This window comes from Thalassospira sp. B30-1, assembly GCF_015767575.1.
Lineage (GTDB): Bacteria > Pseudomonadota > Alphaproteobacteria > Rhodospirillales > Thalassospiraceae > Thalassospira > Thalassospira xiamenensis.
Genome location: NZ_CP065232.1, coordinates 3,439,292 through 3,463,568, shown reverse-complemented (window position 1 = coordinate 3,463,568; position 24,277 = coordinate 3,439,292). Strand labels below are relative to the sequence as shown.

The following is a 24,277-nucleotide window of genomic DNA, read 5'->3' as shown; positions in this document are numbered from 1 at the left end:
TGAGGTTTTTGACGAGGTTTGGGGCTCAGTCCTTAATTCTGCCTCAAGCCTAAGCTTGGCCCCGGCCTCGGCAATAGGTGTGCCCGGGGTGGCGAGAGTTGTCGTGGGGGCAGGCTATTGAGGCCCTTGCGGATTGCCCCAGCCGCGTGAACGGCGATAAAGATTAAGCGCGGTCAGGGCCGTTGGTGCCAGTTGCACCACCTGGCGTGACAGGGCAAGGATGCGGCCTTCGTCGATATCGTCTTCTTCAAAGAAATTCTGTGTGACCCCGCACAAATCGGAAAGCTGGCGCAAGCCAAAGGTGCCCGAGGTGCTTTTGAGCACATGGACTTCGTCCCGGACGGTTGCGAGGTCGTCATTTGACAGCGCGTTGTCAATTTTGACCAGACGGGTTTCGGTTTCATTGATGAAAAGGTCGATACCGCATGATGCGCCTTCGTCCCCGGCGTCGGCATAAAGCTGTTCGAGGGTGCGGATATCAAGCACCGGGCTTGAAGGCGGATCAAGGCGTTCCGGGCGGGTGATGCGTGCCCCCTTGGATCGCAATACCGGCGGCGGCGAAAGGCGCGGGGCGGAAGCCGCACCCTCCGGGGACCGGCTGATGAGGTCGCGGATGGTATCAAGAAGCTTGGTGCGCTGGATCGGTTTGTTGATAAATTCATCAACCCCGGACTGACGCGCAATGACGTTCCAGTCGCGCGACTGGTGAGCAGACAAGGCAATGATGGGGGTATGGGCAACCGGCCCCTGCATGTGGCGGATGCGGCGCGTCGTATGCAATCCGTCCATATCGGGCATTTCAACATCCATCAGGATCAGATCGGCCGTCACCCCGCGACGCAGCATGTTCAGCACGGTCTGTCCGTTGGTGGCCTCGACAATGCCGTATCCTTCGGCTTGCAGGATGCGGCGCGCGACCATGCGGTTGCTTTCACTGTCATCGGCGATGATCACGGTACCGATTTTACTGTCATTGGCCGATGCCGGAAGGGCAATCGGGTGGGGATGCTCCGCCTGCGGCTTGACGAAGCAGACGGAAATCATGCCGCCGTCAGCGAGTTCCGTTTCGGAAAACAGCAGGTCTTCTTCGGCAACGCCGGTAATCAGCTGTTCCCACGCCGGGTTCGCATAGATGATCCGTTCATTGCTGTCAAAAAGAGCGATGCCCGCACTTGTCTGTGCCAGTGCATTGATGATCTGGTTATTCATTGGCCACCTTATCGATTCGGTGCCCAGTCCCACATCGCGAATGTAGATTTATATCTTTATATGAAACGTAAACGTTCCTGCCGCGAATTTGGTATTGTTACATCTTTTTCTTATAAGTCCATGGTTTTTACCAATTGCAGCCCACAAGGCTGCCTTGGTCATGAAACATTTTACGAAACAAACGTTTCATTAAGTCATGTAATTGAAACATTCGTTGCAAATCCGGTGGCGCTGTGGCGTAGTTTTCCGATCAATTGATCACAGGAACCCGGGAAAATGGGTGTTTACACCGATTTGCGCGAAAAGCTGATTTCCGATTATGCGACGCTGAGTCCGCAAATGCAGAAGGCGGCGCGCCATATCCTTGATCATCCCAATGATGTGGCCCTGCGTTCGATGCGCGCCCTTGCACGGGCGGCCAATGTGCCACCCAGTACGGTTACCCGCCTGATGGCGGCCATCGGTGTCGATACCTGGCAGCAGTTTCGCGACAGTTACCAGAACCGGTTGCTTGACCTGCCGGCAAGTTACGCACACCGGGCGCGCGCGTTGCAAAACAGCGATGCCGATATCCATCGCGATGCACATCTGCTGCAAAGCATCGCGCAGGCCGAGATTGCCAATATCGGTCAGGTATTCGCACCGGAAATGTGCGAACGCATGAAGGATGCGTGTGAACATATTGCGCGCGCCCGTCAGGTTTTTGTCGTCGGGCGTGGTGCGGCCTATCCGGCGGCGTATCAGTTTGCCTATGCCTATCGGCTGTTTAACGAAAATGGTGTTCTGGTTGACGGGCATGCAGGGGCATTCGGGGACCAGTTGCGCGGGATTGGCCCGCGGGACGTTCTGATTGCCGTCGGGGCAAGGCCCTATATTCGCGATACGGTGCGCGCGGTCGCGTTTGCCCGCAAACAGCATTGCCCGGTGATTGCGGTTTGTGATTCGGACGTTGCGCCGATTGCGGTCGATGCGGTTGCAAAGCTGGTCGTATCCGACAGTTCCCCATCCTTTTTCCAAAGCTTTACCACCAGCGTTTCGGTCATGCAGGCGCTTGTCGCCCTTCTGGTTGCGCGCGGCGGTCAAAAGGTACTGCAACGGATTGCCGTTGCGGAAGAACAACTTGCGGCTTTCGATACCTATCATGAAGAAGCCGCCCCCACCCGGAATTCCCGATCATGAACCAGCCCCACAGCAAGCCCGAAACCTATGTCCTTCATCGCAGCAGTCTTGCGATCCCGCCGCGTGCGGTGCGGGGCGAAGGTATTTATATCTTTGATCAGAATGGCAAAAGTTATCTGGATGCCAGCGGGGGTGCCGCGGTTTCATGCCTTGGGCATTCCGACCCGGCGGTGCGTGCCGCCATGCATGCCCAGATTGATCAGATTGCCTATGCCCATTCGGGTTTCTTTTCCACCGATGCGATGGAAGAACTGGCCGAGGACCTTGTAACCCATGCCCCCGAAGGCATGGCAAAGGCGTATTTCGTTTCGGGCGGGTCCGAGGCGACAGAGGCGGCGCTTAAAATGGCGCGGCAATATTTCCTTGAGATCGGGCAGCCGGACCGGAAATACGTGATTGCGCGCCGCCAGTCCTATCATGGCAATACGCTGGGCGCGCTTTCGGTTGGCGGCAATATGTGGCGTCGCAAACAGTTCGAGCCGCTGCTGATTACGGCAAGCCATATCGCGCCCTGTTATCCGTATCGTGACCAGATGCCGGGCGAAAGTGACGCGGCGTATGGTTTGCGGGTCGCCAACGAACTTGAAACCGCGATCCTTGAACTGGGGGCCGACAGCGTTGCCGCCTTTGTCGCCGAGCCGGTTGTCGGCGCAACATCGGGTGCCTTGGCCCCGGTGCCGGGTTATTTCAAACGTATCCGCGAGATTTGCGATCAGTATGGTGTGCTTCTGATCCTTGACGAGGTCATGTGCGGTATGGGCCGCACCGGCACCCTGCATGCGATTGAACAGGAAGGCATTTCGGGTGATTTGCAAACCATCGCCAAGGGACTGGGGGCCGGATATCAGCCGATTGGTGCGATCCTGGTGTCGAAGAAAATCGATGATGCGATTGCCAATGGATCGGGTTTCTTTCAGCACGGCCATACCTATCAGGGGCATGCAACCGCCTGTGCCGCGGCCCTTGCAACCCAGCGAACCATTCGCGAACGCGATCTTCTGGCCAATGTCGTCAGGCAGGGCGAATTGCTGGCCGATGGATTGCGCGAACGGTTCGGGCAGCACCCGTTTGTGGGGGATATTCGCGGTCGGGGATTGTTCCGGGGGCTTGAGCTGGTCGCGGATCGCGAAACCAAAGACCCGTTTGATCCGGCGCGCAAGATCAACGCCAAGATCAAGAAGGCGGCCTTTGCCCGCGGGTTGATGGCCTATCCGATGGGCGGCACGATTGATGGCGTGCGGGGTGACCATGTGCTGTTTGCGCCGCCCTTTATCGTGACCGGGGATGATGTTGCAAGGATCGTTGATCTGTTTGAATTGGCGATGAATGACGTGTTTACCGCCGAGGGGCTTTTGTAATGTCTTATGGTGAAACCCCGTTTCTGATCGCATCGGCCCCCAATGGCGCGCGCAAAACCAAGGCCGATCTGCCCAGCATTCCGATTACACCAGCGGAACTGGCGCAAGAAGCCGCCAACTGCAAGGCCGTCGGGGCGGCAATGATGCATCTGCATGTGCGTGATGATGACCAGAGACACAGCATTGATGTGGGGCGGTATCGTGAAATGCTGACCGAGGTGCGCGCAAGTGTTGGTGATGACATGCTGCTTCAGGTCACGAGCGAGGCGGTCGGCATGTATGGTGCGCAGGATCAGATGGCGATGATCCGCGAACTTGTGCCCGAAGCCGTTTCGATTGCAGTGCGCGAAATTGCGCCGGAAAATGCCGATCTTGATGAACTGCGCGATTTCTTTGCCTTCATCCGCGAGGCGGATATCCTGCCGCAATTCATCCTGTATGCGCCAGAAGACGTGATCCGGTTCAACCAGCTTGTGCGTGATGGCGTCATTCCGGGTGAAAAGCTGCCGGTGCTTTATGTTCTGGGCCGTTACACCACGGGGCAGGTATCCGATCCCAAGGACCTTTTGCCGTATCTGGATGCGTCGCCATTTGTATCGGAATGGATGCTGTGCGCCTTCGGGGCACATGAAAATGCCTGTGCGTTGACGGCGGCCGGATTGGGTGGTCATGCGCGCATTGGTTTTGAAAATAATCATCTTTTGGTTGACCGTTCGGGTGCGGTCGACAATGCTGCTTTGATCGTTCAGGCGCGCGAAGGCGCGTATCTTATGGGGCGGACTGTTGCGACCGGCGATCAGGCGCGAAAAATCATGCAACCGCAGTGGTAGACTTTGGCGCGCCAATGAAAACAGACTGGTTACCTGACATAAAAGTATCAGGGGGTTTCGGGGTTATAGGGTTTCAATTCTTGGGGCTCGTCATTATAATCCCCTCGCTGAAACATCTGATTTATCTGATGTTTCCATGTTTTTCCGCCGCATCTTCGCGGTGTGGTTGAAAACTTTATAACAGGGTGTAATAGGGAGCTAATCCTGATGAAGAAACTTATTGCTGTAGCGGGTGCCATTGCCACCTTGGCAGGTGCGTCGCTGTTCGCCGGACAGGCATCGGCACAGGAAAACCGTTTTATCACCATCGGTACCGGTGGCGTGACGGGCGTTTACTATCCGACAGGTGGTGCAATCTGCCGTCTGGTGAACAAAGACCGTAAAGAGCATGGCATTCGTTGCTCGGTCGAGTCCACTGGTGGTTCGTCCTACAACATCAACACCATTCGTTCGGGCGAACTGGATCTTGGCGTTGCCCAGTCTGACGTTCAGTACTATGCCCTGAATGGTGAAAAAGCATTCAAAGACGTCGGCCCGTTCCCGGAACTTCGTGCCGTCTTCTCGATCCATCCGGAGCCGTTCACCATTGTTGCCCGCGCTGATTCCGGCATCAAAACCTTTGATGACCTTAAAGGCAAACGTGTCAATATCGGTAACCCGGGTTCGGGTAGCCGCGACACCATGGAAATCGTGATGAACGCCAAGGGCTGGACCCTTGACGATTTCGCACTGGCATCCGAACTGAAGCCGGCTGAACAGTCGCAGGCGCTTTGCGATAACAAGATCGATGCGATGCTTTATGTCGTTGGTCATCCGTCCGGTTCGATTCAGGAAGCTGTATCTTCCTGTGATTCTGTTCTGGTCGAAGTTGCCGGTCCGGAAATCGACAAACTGGTTGCCGATAACCCGTATTACCGTGTTGCCACCATTCCGGGCGGCATGTATCGCGGTAACCCGGACGACGTTCAGACCTTCGGTGTCGGCGCGACCTTCGTGTCCTCGACCGCAACCGATGCGGACGTCGTTTACAATGTTGTCAAAGCAGTCTTTGAAAACTTCGACGACTTCAAAAAGCTGCACCCGGCTTTTGCGATCCTCAAAAAAGAAGAAATGGTCAAAGACGGCCTTTCGGCACCGCTGCATGACGGCGCTGTCAAATACTTCAAAGAAGCTGGCCTGATGTAAGTCAGGTTGAAACGGGGGGCACGCCGTGCCTCCCGTTTTGTTTTCTTCCGTCCTGCGGGCATCTTAAAAAATTTGATCAAAATGGCGCACAATGATGTGCCGATATGCTCCGTGGGCGACCGGGTAAGTGTCGACGGAGGTTTTTTGTTTCTGGGCTATCGGTTTGGGCCGCCCGAAACAGAAACCGCGTTCAGACCGGGAGTTTGCAATGACCGACGATAAAAGCGCGACACAGGGTCCATCGGACCAGGATCTTCAGGATCTGATCGCGGAAAATGATACAGGCGCGCGCCAGCCGACCGGCATGACGGCAATAATTTTGCTGTATGTTGCCGTGGCCTGGTCGCTGTTCCAGCTGTGGCTGGCATCGCCACTGCCCTATATTGTCAGTTTTGGGGTTTTCAATTCGACCGAAGCACGGTCGATCCATCTGGCTTTTGCCGTGTTCCTGGCATTTCTGGCCTATCCGGCTTTCAAGAATTCACCGCGAAGTTATATTCCGGTTTTTGACTGGGTCCTGGCGGCTGCCGGGGCATTCTGTGCTCTTTATATCTTTATTTTCTACCGCGAGCTGTCATCGCGTCCGGGCTTGCCGATCACGCAGGATCTTGTGGTGGCCGGTGCCGGTCTGGTGCTGTTGCTTGAAGCAACGCGCCGCGCACTTGGTCCGCCCCTTATGATCGTGGCAATGGTGTTCCTTGCCTATGTGTTCTTTGGCAATGCGCCGTGGGTGCCCGATGTCCTGCAATGGGCGGGTGCAAGCTTCTCCAAGGCGATGTCGCATCAGTGGATCACGACCGAAGGCGTGTTCGGGATCGCGCTTGGCGTTTCGACCAGCTTCGTGTTCCTGTTTGTGCTGTTTGGCTCGTTGCTCGATAAAGCCGGGGCTGGCAACTATTTCATCAAGGTGGCGTTTGCCGCCCTTGGTCACATGCGTGGCGGTCCGGCAAAGGCTGCCGTTCTGGCATCGGCAATGACCGGGTTGATTTCAGGCTCCTCGATTGCCAACGTGGTAACGACCGGGACCTTTACCATCCCGCTTATGAAGCGTGTCGGTTTCTCGGGCGAGAAGGCCGGTGCGGTCGAAGTCGCATCGTCGGTCAACGGGCAGATCATGCCGCCGGTCATGGGGGCTGCGGCCTTTTTGATGGTGGAATATGTCGGCATTCCTTACCCGGAAGTCATCAAGCATGCCTTCCTGCCGGCGACGATTTCCTATATCGCGCTGATCTATATCGTCCATCTTGAGGCGCTTAAGGCCAATATGAAGGGCCTGCCGAAACGTCAGACATCGACCGTGCAGCAAGTGCTGATGCGTTCGCTTCTGTTCGTGTTGTCGCTGGTTATTCTTGCGGGTGTGATTTACTACGCGATCAATTTCCAGAAACAGATATTCGGTAACGCGGTGGGCTGGATTGTCTCGGTCGAATGTGCCGCGATCTATTTTGCCGGTCTGTATTATGCGGCGAAATATCCTGATCTTGAACTGGATGATCCCAACAAGCCGGTGCTGGAGCTTCCGGCACTGGGCGAAACGGCCAAGTCCGGCCTGCATTATCTGCTGCCGGTCGTGGTTCTGGTCTGGTTCCTGATGATCGAGTTGAAATCACCCGGATTGTCGGCCTTCTGGGCGACGGTTCTGATGCTGTTCATCATGCTGACCCAGCGTCCGGTCAAGGCGTTCTTCCGCAAGCAGCCGGACTATATGGCCAGTGTGAAGGAAGGCATTGCCGATGTGATTGACGGTTTTGCCACCGGGGCGCGCAACATGATCGGGATCGGGGTGGCGACGGCGGCGGCCGGTATCATCGTGGGCACGGTGTCGCTGACCGGGATCGGTCAGGTGATGGTTGAATTCGTGGAACTGATTTCGGGCGGCAATCTGATGCTGATCCTGATCTTTACCGCGATCATCAGTCTGATCCTTGGCATGGGCTTGCCGACGACGGCGAACTATATCGTGGTGTCGAGCCTGATGGCACCGGTGATTGTTGAACTGGGGGCTGCGAACGGCCTGATCGTGCCGTTGATTGCCGTGCATCTGTTCGTGTTCTATTTCGGCATCATGGCCGATGTGACACCACCGGTCGGTCTGGCATCCTTTGCCGCCGCCGCGGTTTCAGGGGCCGACCCGATGAAGACCGGCTTTGTCGCGTTCTTTTACAGCATGCGTACCGCCGTTCTGCCGTTCCTGTTCCTGTTCAACACGCAGCTTCTGCTGATCGGGCTTGATCATCCGTTTGAAGTGGTGATGGTGATCTTTGTCGCGATTGTTGCGATGCTGGTCTTTGCCGCAGCAACGATGGGGTATTTCTTCACCCGGTCGAAACTGTGGGAAAGTGCGGCACTTCTGCTGATTGCCTTTACCCTGTTCCGTCCGGGTTTCTGGCTTGATCTGCTCGAGCCGCCCTATGAAAACCTGCCCGCGACCGAGATTGTTGAAAAGGCGGCCGATATGCCCGCCAATACCAGCATTCTTCTGGATGTCGAGGGCATCAGTCTTGAAGGCGACGAGGTCAGCAAATCGGTGATGTTGCCATTGGGGCCGGAAGCATCGGGTGAAGATCGTCTTTACAATGCGGGCATTGCGGTTCGCAACGAAGACGGCAAGGTCTTTATCGATGATCTGGTATTTGGTGGTCCGGCCGAGAAAGCGGGACTTGATTTCGACTTTGAAATCACCGCGATCAAGATCGAAGCCGACCGCATGCCCAAAGAGGTGTTCTTTATCCCGGCGTTTATTCTGCTGGGCGGGATCATCGTATTGCAACGCCGTCGCCGTCGTGCCGAAGCGGCCTAAGGAGGGCCAAGTCCATGTATAAGGATATTCTGGTTACAGTGGATCTTGATCACGATCTGTCCTGGAAAAAAGCCATTCCGGTCGCAATCAAGCAAGCCCAGGCATTCAATGCGCGCCTTCATGTCCTGACCGTGGTTCCCACGGTCGGGATGTCGATGGTCGGGCAGTTCTTTCCGAAGGGTTACGAGAAAAAGGTTCTTGATGCCTATAACGAAAGACTGCACCAGTTCGTTTCCGAACATATTCCGTCCGACCTTAAGGTTCAGCATATCGTGGGCCAGGGGACGGTTTATGAAGTGATCCTGAAAATGGCGAAAAAGACCAATTGCGATCTGATCGTCATCGGGGCACACCGCCCCGAATTGAAGGATTACCTTCTGGGGCCGAATGCCGCGCGGGTTGTTCGCCATGCCGATTGTTCGGTGATGGTGGTTCGCGACTGATTGCTATCGTTCCGGACAGACACGAAAAAGGGGCAGCGCCAAAAGCACTGCCCCTTTTGCATGGTCAGGGCGATGGATCGGCCCGGTTATTTGGCAGCACAGGGATTTGCCGCACACGGATTGGCAGCGCAGGGGTTAGCCGCCGCGCAAGGATTTGCAGCACAAGGGTTGGCCGCGCACGGGCTGCAGGGATTGACGACCTTTTTGGCCGCGCACGGGTTTGCGGCACAGGGGTTTGCGGCACAGGGGTTGGCCGCGCAAGGATTGGCTGTGCACGTCGCGACTTCGGCGGTCGGTGTCGGAAGCGGGGCCGCCATTGCCATCGGGGCTGCCATGACAAGGCCGGCACCAACGGCAATCGCGGGCATCAGGGCCGACTGGGAGAAGAAGCTGGATTTTTTGGACATTGATTGCCTCACTGATTAAGCGTTCATTTCGATCTGACGGTAGGGACGTTTGAATGTTTTTCGTCCGATGCAAGCCAATATGCGCCAAATCAGGTCGCCCGGAACGTCACATGGTTTCACTGTTGTGTGAGAGAGCCGTGTGAGAGAAGCGGTCAAAATATGCCCACGGTTGAATGAGTCGCGAACAATTCATGTTTGATTTTTTATGCTTTGGTATCAAAACGATTGAAAAACCGATAGATTTTACGCATTTAAGAAATCGGGGATACGGGGAGCGGAGCATGGCGTACGGTTGAATAAACCGTGAGAACAGCCATCACGGAGACCGGAACAGACAATGAAAAAACAGCAGAGTCACATGATCGGCGGGCTTTTTGCGGCCGTTTTGGCCACGATGTCGTTGCCCGGTTCTGTGCGGGCGCAGTCCGCGGATGTACCATATGCCGATGTGGCGGAAATTCCGGCCGGTTGGTTCTTTCAGGGGTCGGATGCGGTTGAACGGCAATATGCCTATCAGATTGATGAGCAGGTCTATGGCCATGACATCAGCCGCCGGAATCGCTGGTACGATGTTGAAGTCGATAAATGGCACATTTATCTGCCCGACTATTTCATCATGAAAACGCCGGTCACCAATGATCAGTATGCCGCCTTTGTCCGGGATACCGGTCGTGAAGCGCCCGATATCAGCGAGGAAGACTGGGAAAGTCTTGGTCTGATTTACGGATATGACGCGACCCGTCCCTTTGCGTGGCAGAATGGCGAACCGCCGCGTGGCAAGGGCAATCATCCGGTTGTTCTGGTGTCGTGGCGTGATGCCCAGGATTATGCCGCCTGGCTAAGTTCGAAAACCGGCATCAAGTGGCGCATCCCCGAAGAAATCTATTGGGAGAAGGCGGTTCGCGGTGCGGACGGCATTTTCTATCCCTGGGGCAATATTTATGACCCGCTGCAATTGAACAGTGCCGATCGCGGCCCGTTTGATACAGTCCCGGTGGGACAGTTCGAACCCGGACCTTATGGGCTGTATGACGGGGCGGGGCAGGTGTTTGAATGGACGGCCACCAGTTTGCAAGCCGGATACCGTATTGTTAAGGGCGGATCTTGGGATGATCGGGGATGCGGTGTTTGCCGCCCCGCCGCCCGCCATGGCAGGCCGGAACATATGCAGCATATCCTTATCGGATTTCGGTTGATGCATGAATAGCGGCCTGTTTTCGAAGCAGGCTTGCACATTGTGACAGAATCACTAATTCTTGAACGGGATTAATTGGCCGTCATGGTCATGGACGGGTTATTTCTGCCGCTGCGGATAGGATTCTCATCGCAAGGTTACTGGTGTTGGAATGACCGAAATTGCAATTGACTGGACATCGCTTCCGACCGGACGGCTTGAACGGATGCTGACTGCGGGACGCGATGTTATGGAATGCCACCGGGTCTTGACGGTGACCGGCGATAATATTGTCGGTGAACTGATCAAGACGGCGGGGCCTTTTTATGAATGGACGCACTATCCCGAAGGGGATGTGTATGACCGCAATTCGCACGCCCAGTTTTATTATCATGCCCATCCCAAAGACGAACAGCGCAGTTGGAACGAGCATGGACATTTCCATACCTTCCTGCGGCCGCGCGGTATGCCGGCCGGGTCAAAGCCGGTACCGATTGAGGGATTTGACTATCCCGAAGGGCCAAATGACGCGCTGTCGCACCTGATTGCGGTATCGATGGATGAATACGGTTTTGCCCAGCGTCTGTTCACCACCAACCGGTGGGTGACCGGCGAAGTCTGGTATGACGGCGAAACCGTGATCAATATGCTCGAAAACTTCATCATTGATCATGCGCAACCATCCTGGCCGGTAAATCGCTGGATATCGGGGATGATCTTTTTGTATCGGCCGCAAATCGAACAGCTGATCCGCCTGCGTGATATGACAATCAACGAATGGCGTGAAAAGCATCCTGATCGCGATGTTTACGAAGATCGCGAACTGGAAGTTACATCGACCATCGACATCCGGGTCGAGGAGCAAATCCGCGCGATCACCGAGGAACTTGGTCGGCGACGCGCCGCAGCGTGATATCTTTGCACGCATGAAAACGGCCAATGCAGAAGCACTGGCCGTTTTTTAATTCCGGTACCGGATATCGAAAGGCTTAGTGCGCTTTCAGATATTCGATGACATCGGCAATTTCGTCTTCTTTTTTCAGCTTGAAGGTCATCTTCGAGCGTTCTTTCGAACCCGAGATTTCGCTAAGCTTGGCTGACGGATCCTTAAGATAGTCAACCAGGAAGGCTTCATCGATGGTGAAACCTTTTTCACAAGCAGCCTGATAGCCTTTGCCGTATTTAAAGTCGGCGACATGGCCACATTGCGCACCAAAGGCCCCTGCCAGCGATGGTCCGACCTTGTTCTGGCCAGGTTCCACACTGTGGCAGGCAGCGCATTTCTTGAAAACTTTTTCGCCTTTTTCGGCATCACCAGCCATTGCCGGTGCCATGCCGAGTACGGCCAGGGTGGCGGCGATGGTAAGTGTTTTGGTCAAATTCATATTGCGGCCTCTCATGGTCTGCGGTGGTAGGGTCCCCACTACATTGTGTCGTTGGTTGCTTCACAAGTGAACCGAAAAACATCAACGGAAGCAAAAATTCGCTTTTCGTTAAAAAAGATCGGCTTACTGTTGAGTTTCCCGAATTCGACACGACATTTAGCACAAGCAGGAACTGAATAATTTGCGTTTAGTCAATCGGCCCTACGGTGTATAAAGAATTACAAATGGTTGGCAGCCGATTGCTTAGCGTGCCGGGAGAACTCCATTGCCGCGTATAACCAAAGAAGATCTTAACAATCTGATCCAGGATCCTTCCGGGAAGAATCGTGCGGAAACGGCCGAGAAAATCAGCCGTGAATTTTCTGCTGAAAGCCTGAGTGACAGCGAACGTCTGCTTGCCGAGGATATTTTCCGGCTGATGGTGCGTGACGCGGAAGTGCGTGTGCGCAAGGCGCTGGCCAAGAACCTTAAGCAGACCCCGCTTGTGCCCCACGATGTTGCAGCGACCCTTGCACGCGACGTTGATGATGTGGCCCTGCCGATCCTGAAATTTTCCGAAGTTCTCAATGACGAGGATCTGGTCGACATTATCGGTGACAATGCCGACAGTGTTGAAAAACAGCGTGCCATCGCATCGCGTCCGCATGTGTCGGAAATCGTTTCGGCAACCCTGGTCGATATCGGCCATGAAGACGTGATGGTCGATCTGATTTCGAATGACGGCGCACAGATCAGTGAACATTCCCTGCAAAAGGTTGTGGATGAATTCGGCGAGAACGAGCGCATCCAGAAGCCGATGATCGAACGCAATCATCTGCCGATCACGATTGCCGAACGGCTTGTGACGCTGGTGTCTGACCGGATGCGATCCGAACTGATTGCGCGCGGCCACATCCCCGAGGGGATCGTGAATGCGGTCATGACCCAGTCGCAGGAAAGTGCGACCATCGGCCTTCTGGGGGATGGCGCGGAAGAACGCGATGTCGAGCTTCTGGTCGAACATCTTCACACCAACAACCGTCTGACCAGCGGTCTGATCCTGCGTGCGCTTTGCATGGGCGATGTTGCCTTTTTCGAAGCTGCCCTTGCGCGCCGTGCCGGGGTATCGCTGATCAATACCCGCATTCTGATCCATGATAGCGGCCCGTTCGGGCTTGAAGCGATTTATAACAAGGCCGACATGCCGGCTCATTTCTTCCCGGGGGTTCGTGCCGCGGTTGAAGTCGCGCGCGAAACCGACCTTGATGGCGGGGAACGTGATCGGGAACGCTATTCGCGCCGGATGATCGAACGGGTTCTGACCCAGTATGGTGATCTTGGTGTCGAGTTTGACTCAGACGATGTCGATTACCTGATGGGCCGTATGCTGCAATTGCCAAGCGAGCGGAACCTTCAGCCGTAACCCTAACCAGCAAGCAGCTTCGTGATCTTGCAGCCGCCCGTTTCGGGCGGTTTTGCTTTGTCTGGTGTGCCTGATTGCGGGCAACAAAAAAGGCACCGTTTGCACGGTGCCTTTGATGTGACAGGCATAAGCCTATTCAAGAATGGTATTTGGCATCCACAGCGCCAGTTCCGGGAAATACATCACCAGCAACAGCCCGATCACCTGCAGGATGACAAAGGGAATGATGCCTTTGTAAATCTGCTGGATGGTGATCGATTTCGGTGCGACGCCCTTAAGATAGAACAGGGCAAACCCGAAGGGCGGTGTCAGGAAGCTGGTTTGCAAATTGACCGCAACCATGACGGCAAACCAGGTCAGTACCTGTGTCTCGGTCGGGCCAATCCCGGCAACGGCAAGGTGATCGCCGAAATCAAGCTGTGCAATGACGGGTGCAAAGATCGGCAGCACGATCAGGGTGATTTCGACCCAGTCGAAGAAGAAGCCAAGTATGAACACGATCAGCATCAGCAGGAACAGAACGCCCCACGCCCCAAGGCCGGCGCTATCGACCAGATCGATAACCAGGTCATCCCCGCCCAGTGAACGGAACACATAGGAAAAGACGGTTGCACCGGCAAACAGGAAGAACAGCATCGCCCCGGTCAAAGCCGACCGTTCGCAGACGTCCTTAAGCACATCCCATTTCAGGCGACCCTTGACCAGTGCCAGGAAGGTCGCGCCTACCGCACCAACGCCTGCGGCCTCGGTCGGGGTGGCAAAACCGGCAAAGATCGATCCCAGCACCAGCACAATCAGGAAGACCGGCGGGATGAAGCTTCGCACCATCATGCGCACCATCTCCGTGCCATGGACCGCTTCGGCATCGGGCAGGGGCGGGGCAAGATGGGGCTGCATCTGGCACCGCACAAAGATATAGATGGTATAAAGCGATGCCAGCAACAGACCCGGAATGATCGCCGCCAGGAACAGGTTCCCGACCGAAACCGACAGAAGGTCGGACATCAGGACCAGCATGATGCTTGGCGGGATCAGAATGCCGAGCGTTCCCGATGCGGCAATCGTCCCGGTCGCAAGCGACGGATCATAATTGCGGCGCAGCATGACCGGCAGGGCAAGCAGGGTCATCATCACAACCGATGCACCGATGATGCCGGTGGTGGCGGCCATGATCGTACCCATCAGGGTAACCGAAAGTGCCAGACCCCCGGGAACCTTGCGCATCAGAACGTTCAGGCATTCAAGCAGGTCTTCGGCAACGCCGCTTTTTTCCAGCATCGTGCCCATATAGATGAACATCGGAACGGCAACCATCACCATGTTTTCGGCGATGCCACCCCAGATGCGCGATACGATGTTGAAGAATTCAATGAATGAGAAGACGTCATAGGCCATGCCAAGGAAGCCAAAGGCGATCCCGATGCCCGAAATGACGAATGCGACCGGCAGCCCCGAGAAGACCAGAATGCCCAGCGAGGCAAACATGATCAGCGGAAACCAGTCTTCGATATAGAAGTTTTCCATTTGGAATTATCCCCGTTCCGCAATCAGTCTTTGAGCCTGGCGGCTTCGTTGCCAAGGTCTGCGTGATGTGTTGCGCCGACATAGTGACCCGCACGGCTGCGCAGGTTGCTGGGGCCGAACACAAAGACATAGCATTTCAGGAAGACCGAAAAACCGGCCATGGCGAGAAGGCCGAAGCCGATGGGGATGGTTGATTTGATGAGCCAGCGATGGGTCAGCCCCGTGGTCGAGGCAGAGACTTCGTGGTTTTCGAAGGATCGAAGGACAAAATCATAACCAAAATAAATCACCAGTGCGCAGAACGGCAGAATGCAGATAATCGCGCCGATCATCTCGACGATGGCGCGTGTGCGCGGGCGTAAATTGTCACGGATCAGTTCGATGCGGACATGAGAGTCACGAATATAGCCAAAACCGAAACACAGCATGAACAGGCCGGTATGGAGATGCCATTCCAGTTCCTGCAGCTTGATGGAACCCTGGCCGCCGAATTTACGCTGGATCACGTCAAACATGATCGTCAGCATCAGCGGAATGGCAAGCAGGGCGGCCCATTTCCCGATGCGGGAAACGATGGCATCAATGCCGTCACTCAGTTTTAGTAGCGCTTCCATTAAAAAGCCTCCCGGGTCTTTTCTTAATCGCGGTCAAGGCCGGGGCCATTGGCGCCCGGCCTTGCCGAGACTTTTTTGTGGTCCGACACAAGGTCGCATCAGGACCGGGAAAGATTAATCAAGATATCCGATGTCTTTCCAGATTTTGTAGTTGGCACGGAAGCCCTGCAGGCTGTCATAGGCTTCTTTGAAGTCCGCATCCTGTGCAGCAAGTTCGCCTGCGACTTCTTCCCATGCACCGCGCATGGCATCAAGCATTTCAGGCGACCATTTCTTGATGTTCACGCCTTTTTCCTGAAGTTCTTTCAGGGCTGCGAACTGGATCGCTTCACCTTCGGCGAAACCATAAGCCAGGTTGTCGTTACAGACGGCTTCGATCTGTGCCTGCTGGGTCTTATCAAGACCTTCCCACTTCTCCTTGTTGATCATGAGATCGAAGAAGGTGGATTGCTGATGCCAGCCCGGGAAATAGTAGTATTTGGCGACCTGATGGAAGCCCAGTTTAAGGTCGATTGCCGGCATGGAGAATTCGGTCGCGTCAATCGTGCCGAGTTCAAGTGCCGGATAGATGTCGCCAGCCGACAGAAGCTGGGTCGAGACACCAAGCTTTTCCATCACTTTTGCGCCAAGACCAAAGAAGCGCATTTTCAGGCCTTTAAGGTCTTCAACCGTGTTGATTTCCTTGGAGAACCAGCCCGATGCTTCCGGTGCGATCAGGCCGCAGAACAGCGACTTGATGCCATGTTCGGCGTAAAGCCGGTCAAAGATTTCCTGACCGCCGCCAAATTTGACCCATGCCAGATATTCACCAGCCTGCGGACCAAACGGAACGGCACCGAAAAGCTGAAGTGCCGGAACCTTGCCCGCCCAGTAACCCGGGGTGGAGAAGGCGGCATCGATGGAACCGGTTGAAACCGCATCAAACACTTCAAGTGCCGGAACAAGTGCGCCCGGCTCATAGAATTTAATCTGAATGTTGCCGCCGGAAACTTCGTCGATCTTTTCGTCAACGCGTTTGCCAAGCGTACCAAGCTGGGTCAGGCTGCCCGGATAGGTCGAGCCCATTTTCCAGCGAACACGATCAGCAGCATCCGCATCAGGCGCAACCGTCGTCAAAGTAGCCGCTGCAAGTACGGCCACACAGGTTGCAGATTTCAAAAAATTAGAAAATTTCATTCGTAGCTTCCTCCCTAAGAAGTCCGAAATTGGTATTACCACGTCGGGGCGATAACCGCCTTTTGCTTTTATTATTGCTGGCGAAAACGTCCCGTGCCTCTTGTTGCAGGGCGAAGCTTAAGCGTATTTCGCAAGTATGAGCAAGTTTGTTTCGCCCGCTACGCAAGAAAATATCTTCGCGAACGCACAAAAATGACTTGATTTCGCTCAAAAAACCGGGATTTACGCATGGAAATGCGTATTTATACGGGGTTCAGCATATTGCATAGCTCTCATTTAAAGTTGTTATGGCAGAAAGGCCCGGTAACCCGCGCTATGGTTGCGAATCGATTGGCAGAACAACTGCTTTCGGATTGTTGACGGGCTGTGGTGCCGTCATGCGCAAGACTGGCAAGGTGAGTGGAATCGATGCCAAAGCATGATGAGAAAGTTTGCACTTGCGAACGGTAATGCGGATTTGTTGCGGCGCGGCGCAGTGCGGCCGAACTGGTTTGATTTGATGAAGAACCGGTTTGCGAAGGGCTTTCTGGTCAGCCGTGCGGAAAGAGGACCTTGTGATGCCGGCACCCGATATAACGCATGGTTAAGGCGGGGCATGTCAGGCGGGAAAGTATCCGGAAATGAAAACGGGAAGCCTTTGAAAAAGGCTTCCCGACTGATGGTCGGAGCGAGAGGATTCGAACCTCCGACCCCTGCCTCCCGAAGACAGTGCTCTACCAGGCTGAGCTACGCTCCGTCAGTGGGCGGTTGTTTAGCCCGTCTTCAGGGCTGGATCAAGCATAAACCGGTCGGTGAGCCTGAAAAACTTTGCCGTTTTACGACAGATGATTTCACGGTTGCGCGGTGTGGGCATCAATCGCTTTGCGGGTGAATTCGGCGGGGTTTGTGCCAAAACGCAAAAGGCCCCGAAACGTAAAACCGTTTCAGGGCCTTTGAATGATGGTCGGAGCGAGAGGATTCGAACCTCCGACCCCTGCCTCCCGAAGACAGTGCTCTACCAGGCTGAGCTACGCTCCGTCATTCTGCGAAGCCGGGTGATAATCCCAAATACCGACCGACGCAAGAATTTTTTGCGCCAATCCGCCGGAACCCCGGCATGCGATATCAGTATGGGCGCGAAATGCAGAACTCGACCGCTTCGATCATCGCATCCTTGATCGGGCCATCGTCAAAGCGCGTCAGGGTATCAATGGCAAGCTGGCCAAATTCGCGCGCACGATCCATCGATGCGCTAAGCGCGTCATATTTGCGAATCAGTTCCTGCGCGCGATCAAGATCGCCATCCTGGAAATCCTGATCTTCCATGCAACGGCGCCAGAAGGCCTTTTCCGCGTCGTCACCCTTGGCATAGGAAATGATCACCGGCAGGGTCACCTTGCCGTCACGGAAATCATCGCCAACGGTTTTACCCAGCGTCGCCTGATGGGCGGAATAATCCAGAACATCGTCGATCAGCTGGAAGGCGGTGCCAAGATAGATGCCATAAAGGCGAAGGGCTTCTTCGTCCTCCGCCGAACGATTGGCAATCACTGCACCGATCTGCGACGCCGCACCAAACAGGGCGGCGGTTTTGGCGGTGATGACTTCAAGATAGGCTTCTTCGGTGGTCGCCATGTCATTGGCGGTCGAAAGTTGCAAAACTTCGCCTTCGGCAATGACGGCGGACGCCTTGGCAAGGATATCAAGAACCTTGAGCGAGCCGTTTCTGACCATCACGACAAAGGCGCGCGCAAACAGGAAGTCCCCGACCAGAACGCTGGCTTCGTTGCCAAACAGGGCATTGGCCGATGCCTGGCCACGGCGCAGCAGGCTTTCATCAACGACATCGTCATGCAGAAGCGTTGCGGTGTGGATAAACTCGACACAGGCCGCAAGATCAACCGCCGATGTGCCGCCCTGATAGCCGCAAAGCTGGGCGGATGCCAGTGTCAGCATCGGGCGCATGCGCTTGCCACCAGCAGCGACAAGATGGCTTGCCAGTTGCGGGATCAGCGCGACTTCGCTGTGCATGTTGTCAATGATGACCTGATTGACGCGCTTCATGTCGGCATCGACAAGGCGGATCAGGGAGTCCAGGCTGGGTTCGGTCGTCTGCTGCGTTGCGATATTGGTCACGCTGTAATCCGAAACAATTTCTCGCGTATTGACCCCGCCCACCGGGACGGACGCTGATTTCAGTGGGCGGCCTCAACATAGAGATGCCGGGTGGTGACGGTCAAGTGGACAAATGGTTGCCAGGCAGGCAACAATAACCGCTTTGCCGTCATTTTTACCCGAATATGTTCTGCTACACACATATATATGGATAACATAAACATACAATAACAACCGGGGCGCATAAATCGCATGATCGAGCTATTTCGCAGCAACGACCCGATCGAGCTCAGCTGGGCGCAATCGGTTCTCGCCGACGAAGACATCGCCAGCCATATTTTTGATTACCACGCCAGCATTCTCGAAGGATCCATCGGCGCATTGCCAAGGCGTTTGATGGTGGCCCCCGAGGAAGAAAGCCGGGCCAAATACATCCTTGATATTGCCAGGCGCGAACTTGATGCGCATAACGCACAGCATGATCCCGATACCGAGGAAGTTCAGGACTGAAAATCAGTCCGACATCGGCAAGGTTGCAGGAATTAAGGCATTTATGACCCGAACCGATAGCGCATTTCATGTTCCCGATTTTGCGGAAGAACGCATCAGCCACGATTTTCTGCTGGGCGGTTCGGTGACGTTAAAACAGCCGGTCGATGGGTATCGCGCGGCGGTCGATGCGGTTTTGCTGGCGGCGTCCGTCTCGATCAATTCCAGACGCGATCAGAAAATACTCGATGTCGGGGCGGCTGTCGGATCGGCCGGGCTTTGCGTTGCGCGCCGTCTGCCCGATGCAGAAGTGACCGGGGTCGAGTTGCAGGACGATCTCTATGCGCTGTTTTGTCGCAACATTGTCGAAAATGATCTGGTGGGTCGGGTAACGCCGGTTCATGGCGATATCAATGACCGGTCCTTGCCGCTGGTGGCCGAAAGTTTTGATCAGGTGATTTCAAACCCGCCCTTCTATGCCGGGGGAACGCGCCCGGCCAATGAAAGCCGGGCCAAGGCGCATCAGGAAGGCACGGCTGATCTCAAGGACTGGATCCATTTCTGCCTTAAGATGGTCCGCCAGAAGGGCCGGATCACCATCGTACACCGGGCGGATCATTTGGACCGGATCATCGGGCTTTTGCATGGTCGCGCAGGCGACATGACCATCTATCCGGTCTGGAGCAAGGCCAGTGCCGATGCACCGCTTCGCGTGATTGTTTCGGCGCGCAAGGGCGTTTCATCGCCGGTTACCCTGCGACGCGGAATTGTTTTGCATGATGAAGCCGGGAATTGGATGCGTGAAGCCGACGACATTCTAAGAGATATATCATGCCTGCCGGGCTTCTAAATTTTATCTGAGTTCAATTCTTACGCCGCTAGCTGATGATATATTCCATGTATAAAGGGAGTTCCCTTCTGCATCTTTATTCGCTACCGATTTAGGTTTGAACAAAACATTTTCGCTGAAATTATATTTGCCGGACGGAGGAATCCAGAGCCCTGTCAGATATAACGTTTCTGTTTTGTCTGGATTTTCTGTGTGCTGAATCTCAATAGTAGCATTTGTGAAGATCAAATTGACCGATTCATTCGTCAGGTCGCCTTCAAATACTGATGTGTCAGTCGTATAAAATGAACTAGAAGAATAACCGGCTTTGCCGTTTAGAAAATATCTTTCCCAAACTTTGAATTCAATCTTATGCTTGCTTGCGCAAGCATCTCGAATTTGAGGTTGCTCGACGATTTCAGATGCATTTTTGGTTACGCAGCTTTCTACGGCAATTTGTGTGTTAGGGTAGGCAGCTTCCAAGTCCTTCTCTAGAGGAAGGCAACTGGAAAGTAGCGTCAAGCTTAGTGCGCAAATAGTGAATTTTTTCACAGCATAATCCAGAGAAGAAACTTTTATGCGTATTAATTTTATTGAATGTACATTAGTGGTGGAAGTAAGTCATTGACTGATTTTGATGCAAGTTTGACTTTGCCAAATAGTTCTGATTTTAAGTTTATGGAAATGCCATGCTGAGTTTGTCGAAAATCCTTTTTACCGCACTGATCGTTGTGGTGGTATGGCAGGGCTTCAAGCTGTTTACCCGCAAGAATCAGGTTTCCGGGCAGGAGCAGCCAAAACAGACCGCGCATGACAAGAAAGCCAAACAGCAGAAACAGGAAGCTGTGGCGCACGATCTTGAAAAATGCCCGAAATGCGGTGTGTATCACGCCGAAGGCAGCGCGCATGTTTGCGAAAGCTGAGTTGCGCGGACGGCATATTTTCCTTTGCTGATTTCTTCGACTTTCGCCCAACAGGCCGTGATTTCGCTTTGAAAAACCGGTTGTTGCACGGATGTTGTATGCTGCAATGCGGTATGAGATTCGGCGGGACGTCATAAAAAGCGCTAAATTCAGGCCCACTCAGGGCTTTTGCGTTCTTGACCCCGACGGGGTGGGGCGGTAGCTTGCCGCTCTAAATTTACCGACAACATCAAAGTGAGTTCGCGCAATGGCGCTCGACGGGTCGCAACGTCCCCCTTCATTCCAGGAAATCATTCTCCGCCTGCAAAGCTATTGGGCCGATCAGGGTTGTGTCATCCTGCAGCCCTATGACCTTGAAGTCGGTGCCGGCACCTTCCACACCGCAACCACGTTGCGCGCGCTGGGCCCGGAAAGCTGGAATGCGGCCTATGTGCAGCCGTCGCGCCGCCCGACCGATGGTCGTTATGGCGAAAACCCGAACCGTTTGCAGCACTATTACCAGTTCCAGGTCCTGATGAAGCCGTCACCGGCCAATTCGCAGGAACTTTATCTTGGCTCGCTGGCCCATCTGGGCATTGACCCGATGGCGCATGATATCCGTTTCGTCGAAGACGACTGGGAAAGCCCGACTTTGGGCGCGTGGGGCCTTGGCTGGGAAGTGTGGCTGGACGGGATGGAAGTCACCCAGTTCACCTATTTCCAGCAGGTCGGCGGTTTTGAATGCGATCCGGTCCCGGTCGAGCTGACCTATGGTCTGGAACGTCTGGCGATGTATATCCAGGGCGTCGAAAACGTCTATGACCTTGATTATAACGGCAATGGCGTCAGCTATGGCGATGTGTTCCTTCAGAATGAAAAGGAACAGTCGACCTATAACTTCGAAGTCGCCAATACCGACATGCTGTTCCAGCATTTCAAGGACGCGCAGGCCGAATGTGCGGTCAATATCGAACGCGGCCTTGCCCTGCCTGCCTACGAGCAGGCAATGAAAGCCAGCCATATCTTTAACCTCCTCGATGCGCGCGGCGTGATTTCCGTCACCGAACGTGCGGCCTATATCGGCCGTGTCCGCGACATGTCGAAATCCTGCTGCGAGGCGTGGCTTCGTTCGCGCGGGCATTTGAAAGAGGAGGCATAAGTCATGGCCGAATTGCTGCTTGAACTGTTTTCGGAAGAAATTCCGGCCCGCATGCAGGCGCGTGCTTCCGAGGATCTGACCAAACTGGTTACCGATGGCCTGAAGGCCGCCGACCTTGCGTTTGATAATGTCGAGGCACTGGTAACACCGCGCCGTCTGACCCTGATCATTGACGGTTTGCCGGACAAACAGCCGGACCTTCGCGAAGAACGCCGTGGCCCGCGTGCCGATGCCCCGGAAAAGGCGATTGCCGGGTTCCTTGCCGGCAATGGTGTGACGCTGGAACAATGTGAAAAGCGCGAAACGCCCAAGGGTGTTTTCCTGTTCGCGATTGTCGAACAGAAGGGCCGCGATAGCGCGGATGTCATCAAGGACATCATCGAAGACGCCATGGCAAAACTGCCCTGGCCGAAATCGATGCGCTGGGCCGATCAGAAGGTCCGCTGGGTCCGTCAGCTTGACCGTATCCTGTGCCTGTTTGACGGCAAGGTGATCCCGGCATCCTTTGGCCCGGTAACGGCGGGCAATATCACAAGCGGCCATCGGTTCCTGGCACCGGCCACCTTTAGCGTTGCCAATGCCACAGAATACAAGGCGAAGCTTGCCTTTGCCAAGGTCATGCTGGACCGCGAAGAACGCAAGAAAGTCATTCTGGACGGTGCGCGCAAGCTTGCGGCATCAGAAGGCTTTACGCTTCTGGAAGATAACGGACTGCTTGAGGAAGTCTGCGGTCTGGTCGAATGGCCCGTACCCGTCATGGGCAAGGTCGATGACCAGTTCATGGATATCCCGCGCGAGGTTCTGGAAACCTCGATGCGTGAACATCAGAAATATTTCGTTGTCGAAGACAGCAACGGCAAACTGGCCGCACGTTTCATCACCATTTCAAACATGGTGACGCTGGATGCGAATGCGCAGATCATTGCCGGGAACGAACGCGTTTTGCGTGCGCGCCTGCATGATGCGAAATTCTTCTGGGATCAGGATCGGAAAGTGACGCTGGAAGCGCGTCTGCCGAAACTTGATAACATCGTGTTCCATGCCAAGCTTGGCTCGCTGGCGGAGCGTGTTCTGCGCCTGCGCGGACTGGCACGCGAACTTTCAGCCGATATACCGGGCTGCGATGTCAAACTTGCTGATCGGGCGGCGGAAATTGCCAAGGCCGATCTGGTGTCGAACATGGTGTTCGAATTTACCGAACTTCAGGGACTGATGGGGAAATACTACGCCGAGAATGACGGCGAAGCCCCCGAAGTCGCCAACGCCATTGCACAGCATTATGCACCGGCCGGTCCGTCGGATATGTGTCCGACCGCGCCTGTTTCGGTGGCTGTTGCCTTGGCCGAGAAGCTCGATACCCTTGCCGGGTTCTTTACCATCGATGAAAAGCCGACCGGTTCAAAAGACCCGTTCGCGCTGCGTCGTGCGGCATTGGGTGTCATCCGGCTGGTTCTGGAAAACGGTTTGCGTGTGCCGCTGCGGCGTGCATTTGCCTTTGCCGTTTCCCAATATCCGGCCTCCATTCGTCGTGACGAGGCGGTTGACGAACTTCTGGCATTCTTTGCCGACCGCCTGAAAGTCCATCTGCGTGAACAGGGCGTGCGCCATGATCTGGTGTCCGCCGTGTTTGCCCTGGATGGCGAGGACGATCTTGTCCGCCTTCTGGCCCGTGTTGATGCGCTTGCCGATTTTGTATCGGGTGAAAGCGGCGTTAACCTTATGGCCGGGTACAAGCGCGCGTCCAATATCCTGCGTATCGAAGAGAAGAAGGATGAAAAATCCTATGATGCGGATGTGTCCGCCGATCTTCTGACGCAGGACGAGGAACGCAAGCTCTATGAGGCGCTCATCAATGTCCGGCATAAGGCTTTGCCGCTTCTGCGGGCCGAGAATTATGCCGCGGCTATGGCCGAATTCGCACATCTGCGCGGACCGGTCGATGCATTCTTCGAAGGGGTCACGGTAAATAGTGACAAGGCAGAAGAACGTGCCAACCGGCTTAAGCTGCTGGCGCAAATTCGCACTGCCTTGCATGACATTGCCGATTTCTCGAAGATCGAGTCATAAATAAGGTCGGGGTCGCCCGGAATTCCGGAACGCCTTGACCAGATGAGGAAA

Annotated in this window: 22 protein-coding genes and 2 tRNA genes; 15 read left to right on the top strand and 9 right to left on the bottom strand. The window is 54.9% G+C overall.

Going from position 1 to position 24,277, the window contains the following annotated elements; translation table 11 throughout:
- Window positions 1–114 precede the first annotated feature (114 nt).
- Entirely contained in the window at window positions 115–1,209 is a 1,095-nt protein-coding gene (locus IT971_RS16365) for a response regulator (RefSeq protein WP_063092604.1), read from the bottom strand.
- 276 nt (window positions 1,210–1,485) lie between these two features.
- Here IT971_RS16365 and IT971_RS16360 point away from each other — a divergent pair, with 276 nt between their 5' ends.
- The 9 genes from IT971_RS16360 (at window position 1,486) to IT971_RS16320 (ending at window position 11,498) form a co-directional block, all read left to right on the top strand.
- On the top strand, window positions 1,486–2,388 hold the full coding sequence (locus IT971_RS16360; protein ID WP_063092606.1) for a MurR/RpiR family transcriptional regulator: 903 nt from the start codon (window positions 1,486–1,488) through the stop codon (window positions 2,386–2,388).
- Window positions 2,385–3,746 carry an aspartate aminotransferase family protein gene (locus IT971_RS16355; RefSeq protein ID WP_063092607.1) on the top strand — a complete coding sequence of 454 codons (1,362 nt, stop codon included), beginning with the start codon at window positions 2,385–2,387 and terminating at the stop codon, window positions 3,744–3,746. The genes IT971_RS16360 and IT971_RS16355 overlap by 4 nt, the downstream gene beginning before the upstream one ends.
- Window positions 3,746–4,576 carry a 3-keto-5-aminohexanoate cleavage protein gene (locus tag IT971_RS16350; protein WP_063092608.1) on the top strand — a complete coding sequence of 277 codons (831 nt, stop codon included), beginning with the start codon at window positions 3,746–3,748 and terminating at the stop codon, window positions 4,574–4,576. Before IT971_RS16355 ends, IT971_RS16350 begins: the two co-directional genes overlap by 1 nt.
- A 207-nt stretch (window positions 4,577–4,783) precedes the next feature.
- Window positions 4,784–5,761, top strand: coding sequence for a TAXI family TRAP transporter solute-binding subunit (locus IT971_RS16345; RefSeq protein WP_037992231.1), 978 nt, complete (start codon window positions 4,784–4,786; stop codon window positions 5,759–5,761).
- A 208-nt stretch (window positions 5,762–5,969) separates the two neighbouring features.
- Window positions 5,970–8,561 carry a TRAP transporter permease gene (locus tag IT971_RS16340; RefSeq protein WP_063092609.1) on the top strand — a complete coding sequence of 864 codons (2,592 nt, stop codon included), beginning with the start codon at window positions 5,970–5,972 and terminating at the stop codon, window positions 8,559–8,561.
- Between the two features lie 14 nt (window positions 8,562–8,575).
- On the top strand, window positions 8,576–9,004 hold the full coding sequence (locus IT971_RS16335) for a universal stress protein (protein WP_007089662.1): 429 nt from the start codon (window positions 8,576–8,578) through the stop codon (window positions 9,002–9,004).
- A gap of 72 nt (window positions 9,005–9,076) precedes the next feature.
- The gene (locus tag IT971_RS16330) at window positions 9,077–9,430 is read left to right on the top strand and encodes a hypothetical protein (protein WP_156487984.1); all 354 of its coding nucleotides are present in this window, start codon (window positions 9,077–9,079) and stop codon (window positions 9,428–9,430) included.
- A 318-nt stretch (window positions 9,431–9,748) separates the two neighbouring features.
- The gene (locus tag IT971_RS16325) at window positions 9,749–10,618 is read left to right on the top strand and encodes an SUMF1/EgtB/PvdO family nonheme iron enzyme (RefSeq protein WP_063092611.1); all 870 of its coding nucleotides are present in this window, start codon (window positions 9,749–9,751) and stop codon (window positions 10,616–10,618) included.
- 139 nt (window positions 10,619–10,757) lie between these two features.
- Window positions 10,758–11,498, top strand: a complete 741-nt coding sequence (locus IT971_RS16320) for a hypothetical protein (RefSeq protein WP_063092612.1) — start codon at window positions 10,758–10,760, stop codon at window positions 11,496–11,498.
- A 76-nt stretch (window positions 11,499–11,574) separates the two neighbouring features.
- Here the strand turns inward: IT971_RS16320 and IT971_RS16315 are convergent, their stop codons facing one another.
- Window positions 11,575–11,970: a cytochrome c family protein gene (locus IT971_RS16315; RefSeq protein WP_037992286.1), complete on the bottom strand. Its 396-nt coding sequence runs from the start codon at window positions 11,968–11,970 to the stop codon at window positions 11,575–11,577.
- Window positions 11,971–12,235: 265 nt separating this feature from the next.
- Here IT971_RS16315 and IT971_RS16310 point away from each other — a divergent pair, with 265 nt between their 5' ends.
- Window positions 12,236–13,372, top strand: coding sequence for a DUF2336 domain-containing protein (locus tag IT971_RS16310; RefSeq protein ID WP_063092613.1), 1,137 nt, complete (start codon window positions 12,236–12,238; stop codon window positions 13,370–13,372).
- A 132-nt stretch (window positions 13,373–13,504) separates the two neighbouring features.
- Here the strand turns inward: IT971_RS16310 and IT971_RS16305 are convergent, their stop codons facing one another.
- The 6 genes from IT971_RS16305 to IT971_RS16280 all read right to left on the bottom strand — a co-directional run bounded on the left by IT971_RS16305 (window position 13,505) and on the right by IT971_RS16280 (window position 18,801).
- On the bottom strand, window positions 13,505–14,896 hold the full coding sequence (locus tag IT971_RS16305) for a TRAP transporter large permease subunit (protein WP_063092614.1): 1,392 nt from the start codon (window positions 14,894–14,896) through the stop codon (window positions 13,505–13,507).
- A 23-nt stretch (window positions 14,897–14,919) separates the two neighbouring features.
- Window positions 14,920–15,510, bottom strand: a complete 591-nt coding sequence (locus IT971_RS16300) for a TRAP transporter small permease subunit (protein ID WP_007089655.1) — start codon at window positions 15,508–15,510, stop codon at window positions 14,920–14,922.
- A 114-nt stretch (window positions 15,511–15,624) separates the two neighbouring features.
- Window positions 15,625–16,686, bottom strand: coding sequence for a TRAP transporter substrate-binding protein (locus IT971_RS16295; protein ID WP_063092615.1), 1,062 nt, complete (start codon window positions 16,684–16,686; stop codon window positions 15,625–15,627).
- 659 nt (window positions 16,687–17,345) lie between these two features.
- Window positions 17,346–17,422 (bottom strand) — tRNA-Pro (locus tag IT971_RS16290).
- A gap of 204 nt (window positions 17,423–17,626) precedes the next feature.
- Window positions 17,627–17,703, bottom strand: a tRNA-Pro gene (locus IT971_RS16285).
- 87 nt (window positions 17,704–17,790) lie between these two features.
- Entirely contained in the window at window positions 17,791–18,801 is a 1,011-nt protein-coding gene (locus tag IT971_RS16280) for a polyprenyl synthetase family protein (RefSeq protein ID WP_063092616.1), read from the bottom strand.
- 231 nt (window positions 18,802–19,032) lie between these two features.
- On the opposite strand from IT971_RS16280, the gene IT971_RS16275 reads away from it, so the two are divergent.
- Window positions 19,033–19,290: a DUF2007 domain-containing protein gene (locus tag IT971_RS16275; protein ID WP_007092411.1), complete on the top strand. Its 258-nt coding sequence runs from the start codon at window positions 19,033–19,035 to the stop codon at window positions 19,288–19,290.
- A 43-nt stretch (window positions 19,291–19,333) separates the two neighbouring features.
- The gene (locus IT971_RS16270) at window positions 19,334–20,119 is read left to right on the top strand and encodes a tRNA1(Val) (adenine(37)-N6)-methyltransferase (protein WP_063092617.1); all 786 of its coding nucleotides are present in this window, start codon (window positions 19,334–19,336) and stop codon (window positions 20,117–20,119) included.
- A 3-nt stretch (window positions 20,120–20,122) separates the two neighbouring features.
- Here IT971_RS16270 and IT971_RS16265 read toward each other — a convergent pair whose 3' ends face one another.
- Window positions 20,123–20,650 carry a hypothetical protein gene (locus tag IT971_RS16265; RefSeq protein ID WP_063092618.1) on the bottom strand — a complete coding sequence of 176 codons (528 nt, stop codon included), beginning with the start codon at window positions 20,648–20,650 and terminating at the stop codon, window positions 20,123–20,125.
- A gap of 137 nt (window positions 20,651–20,787) precedes the next feature.
- On the opposite strand from IT971_RS16265, the gene IT971_RS16260 reads away from it, so the two are divergent.
- The 3 genes from IT971_RS16260 (at window position 20,788) to glyS (ending at window position 24,226) form a co-directional block, all read left to right on the top strand.
- Window positions 20,788–21,021 carry a hypothetical protein gene (locus IT971_RS16260; protein WP_063092619.1) on the top strand — a complete coding sequence of 78 codons (234 nt, stop codon included), beginning with the start codon at window positions 20,788–20,790 and terminating at the stop codon, window positions 21,019–21,021.
- A gap of 247 nt (window positions 21,022–21,268) precedes the next feature.
- Entirely contained in the window at window positions 21,269–22,159 is an 891-nt protein-coding gene (locus IT971_RS16255) for a glycine--tRNA ligase subunit alpha (protein WP_007092414.1), read from the top strand.
- Window positions 22,160–22,162: 3 nt separating this feature from the next.
- Window positions 22,163–24,226, top strand: coding sequence for a glycine--tRNA ligase subunit beta (gene glyS / locus IT971_RS16250; RefSeq protein ID WP_063092620.1), 2,064 nt, complete (start codon window positions 22,163–22,165; stop codon window positions 24,224–24,226).
- Window positions 24,227–24,277 lie beyond the last annotated feature (51 nt).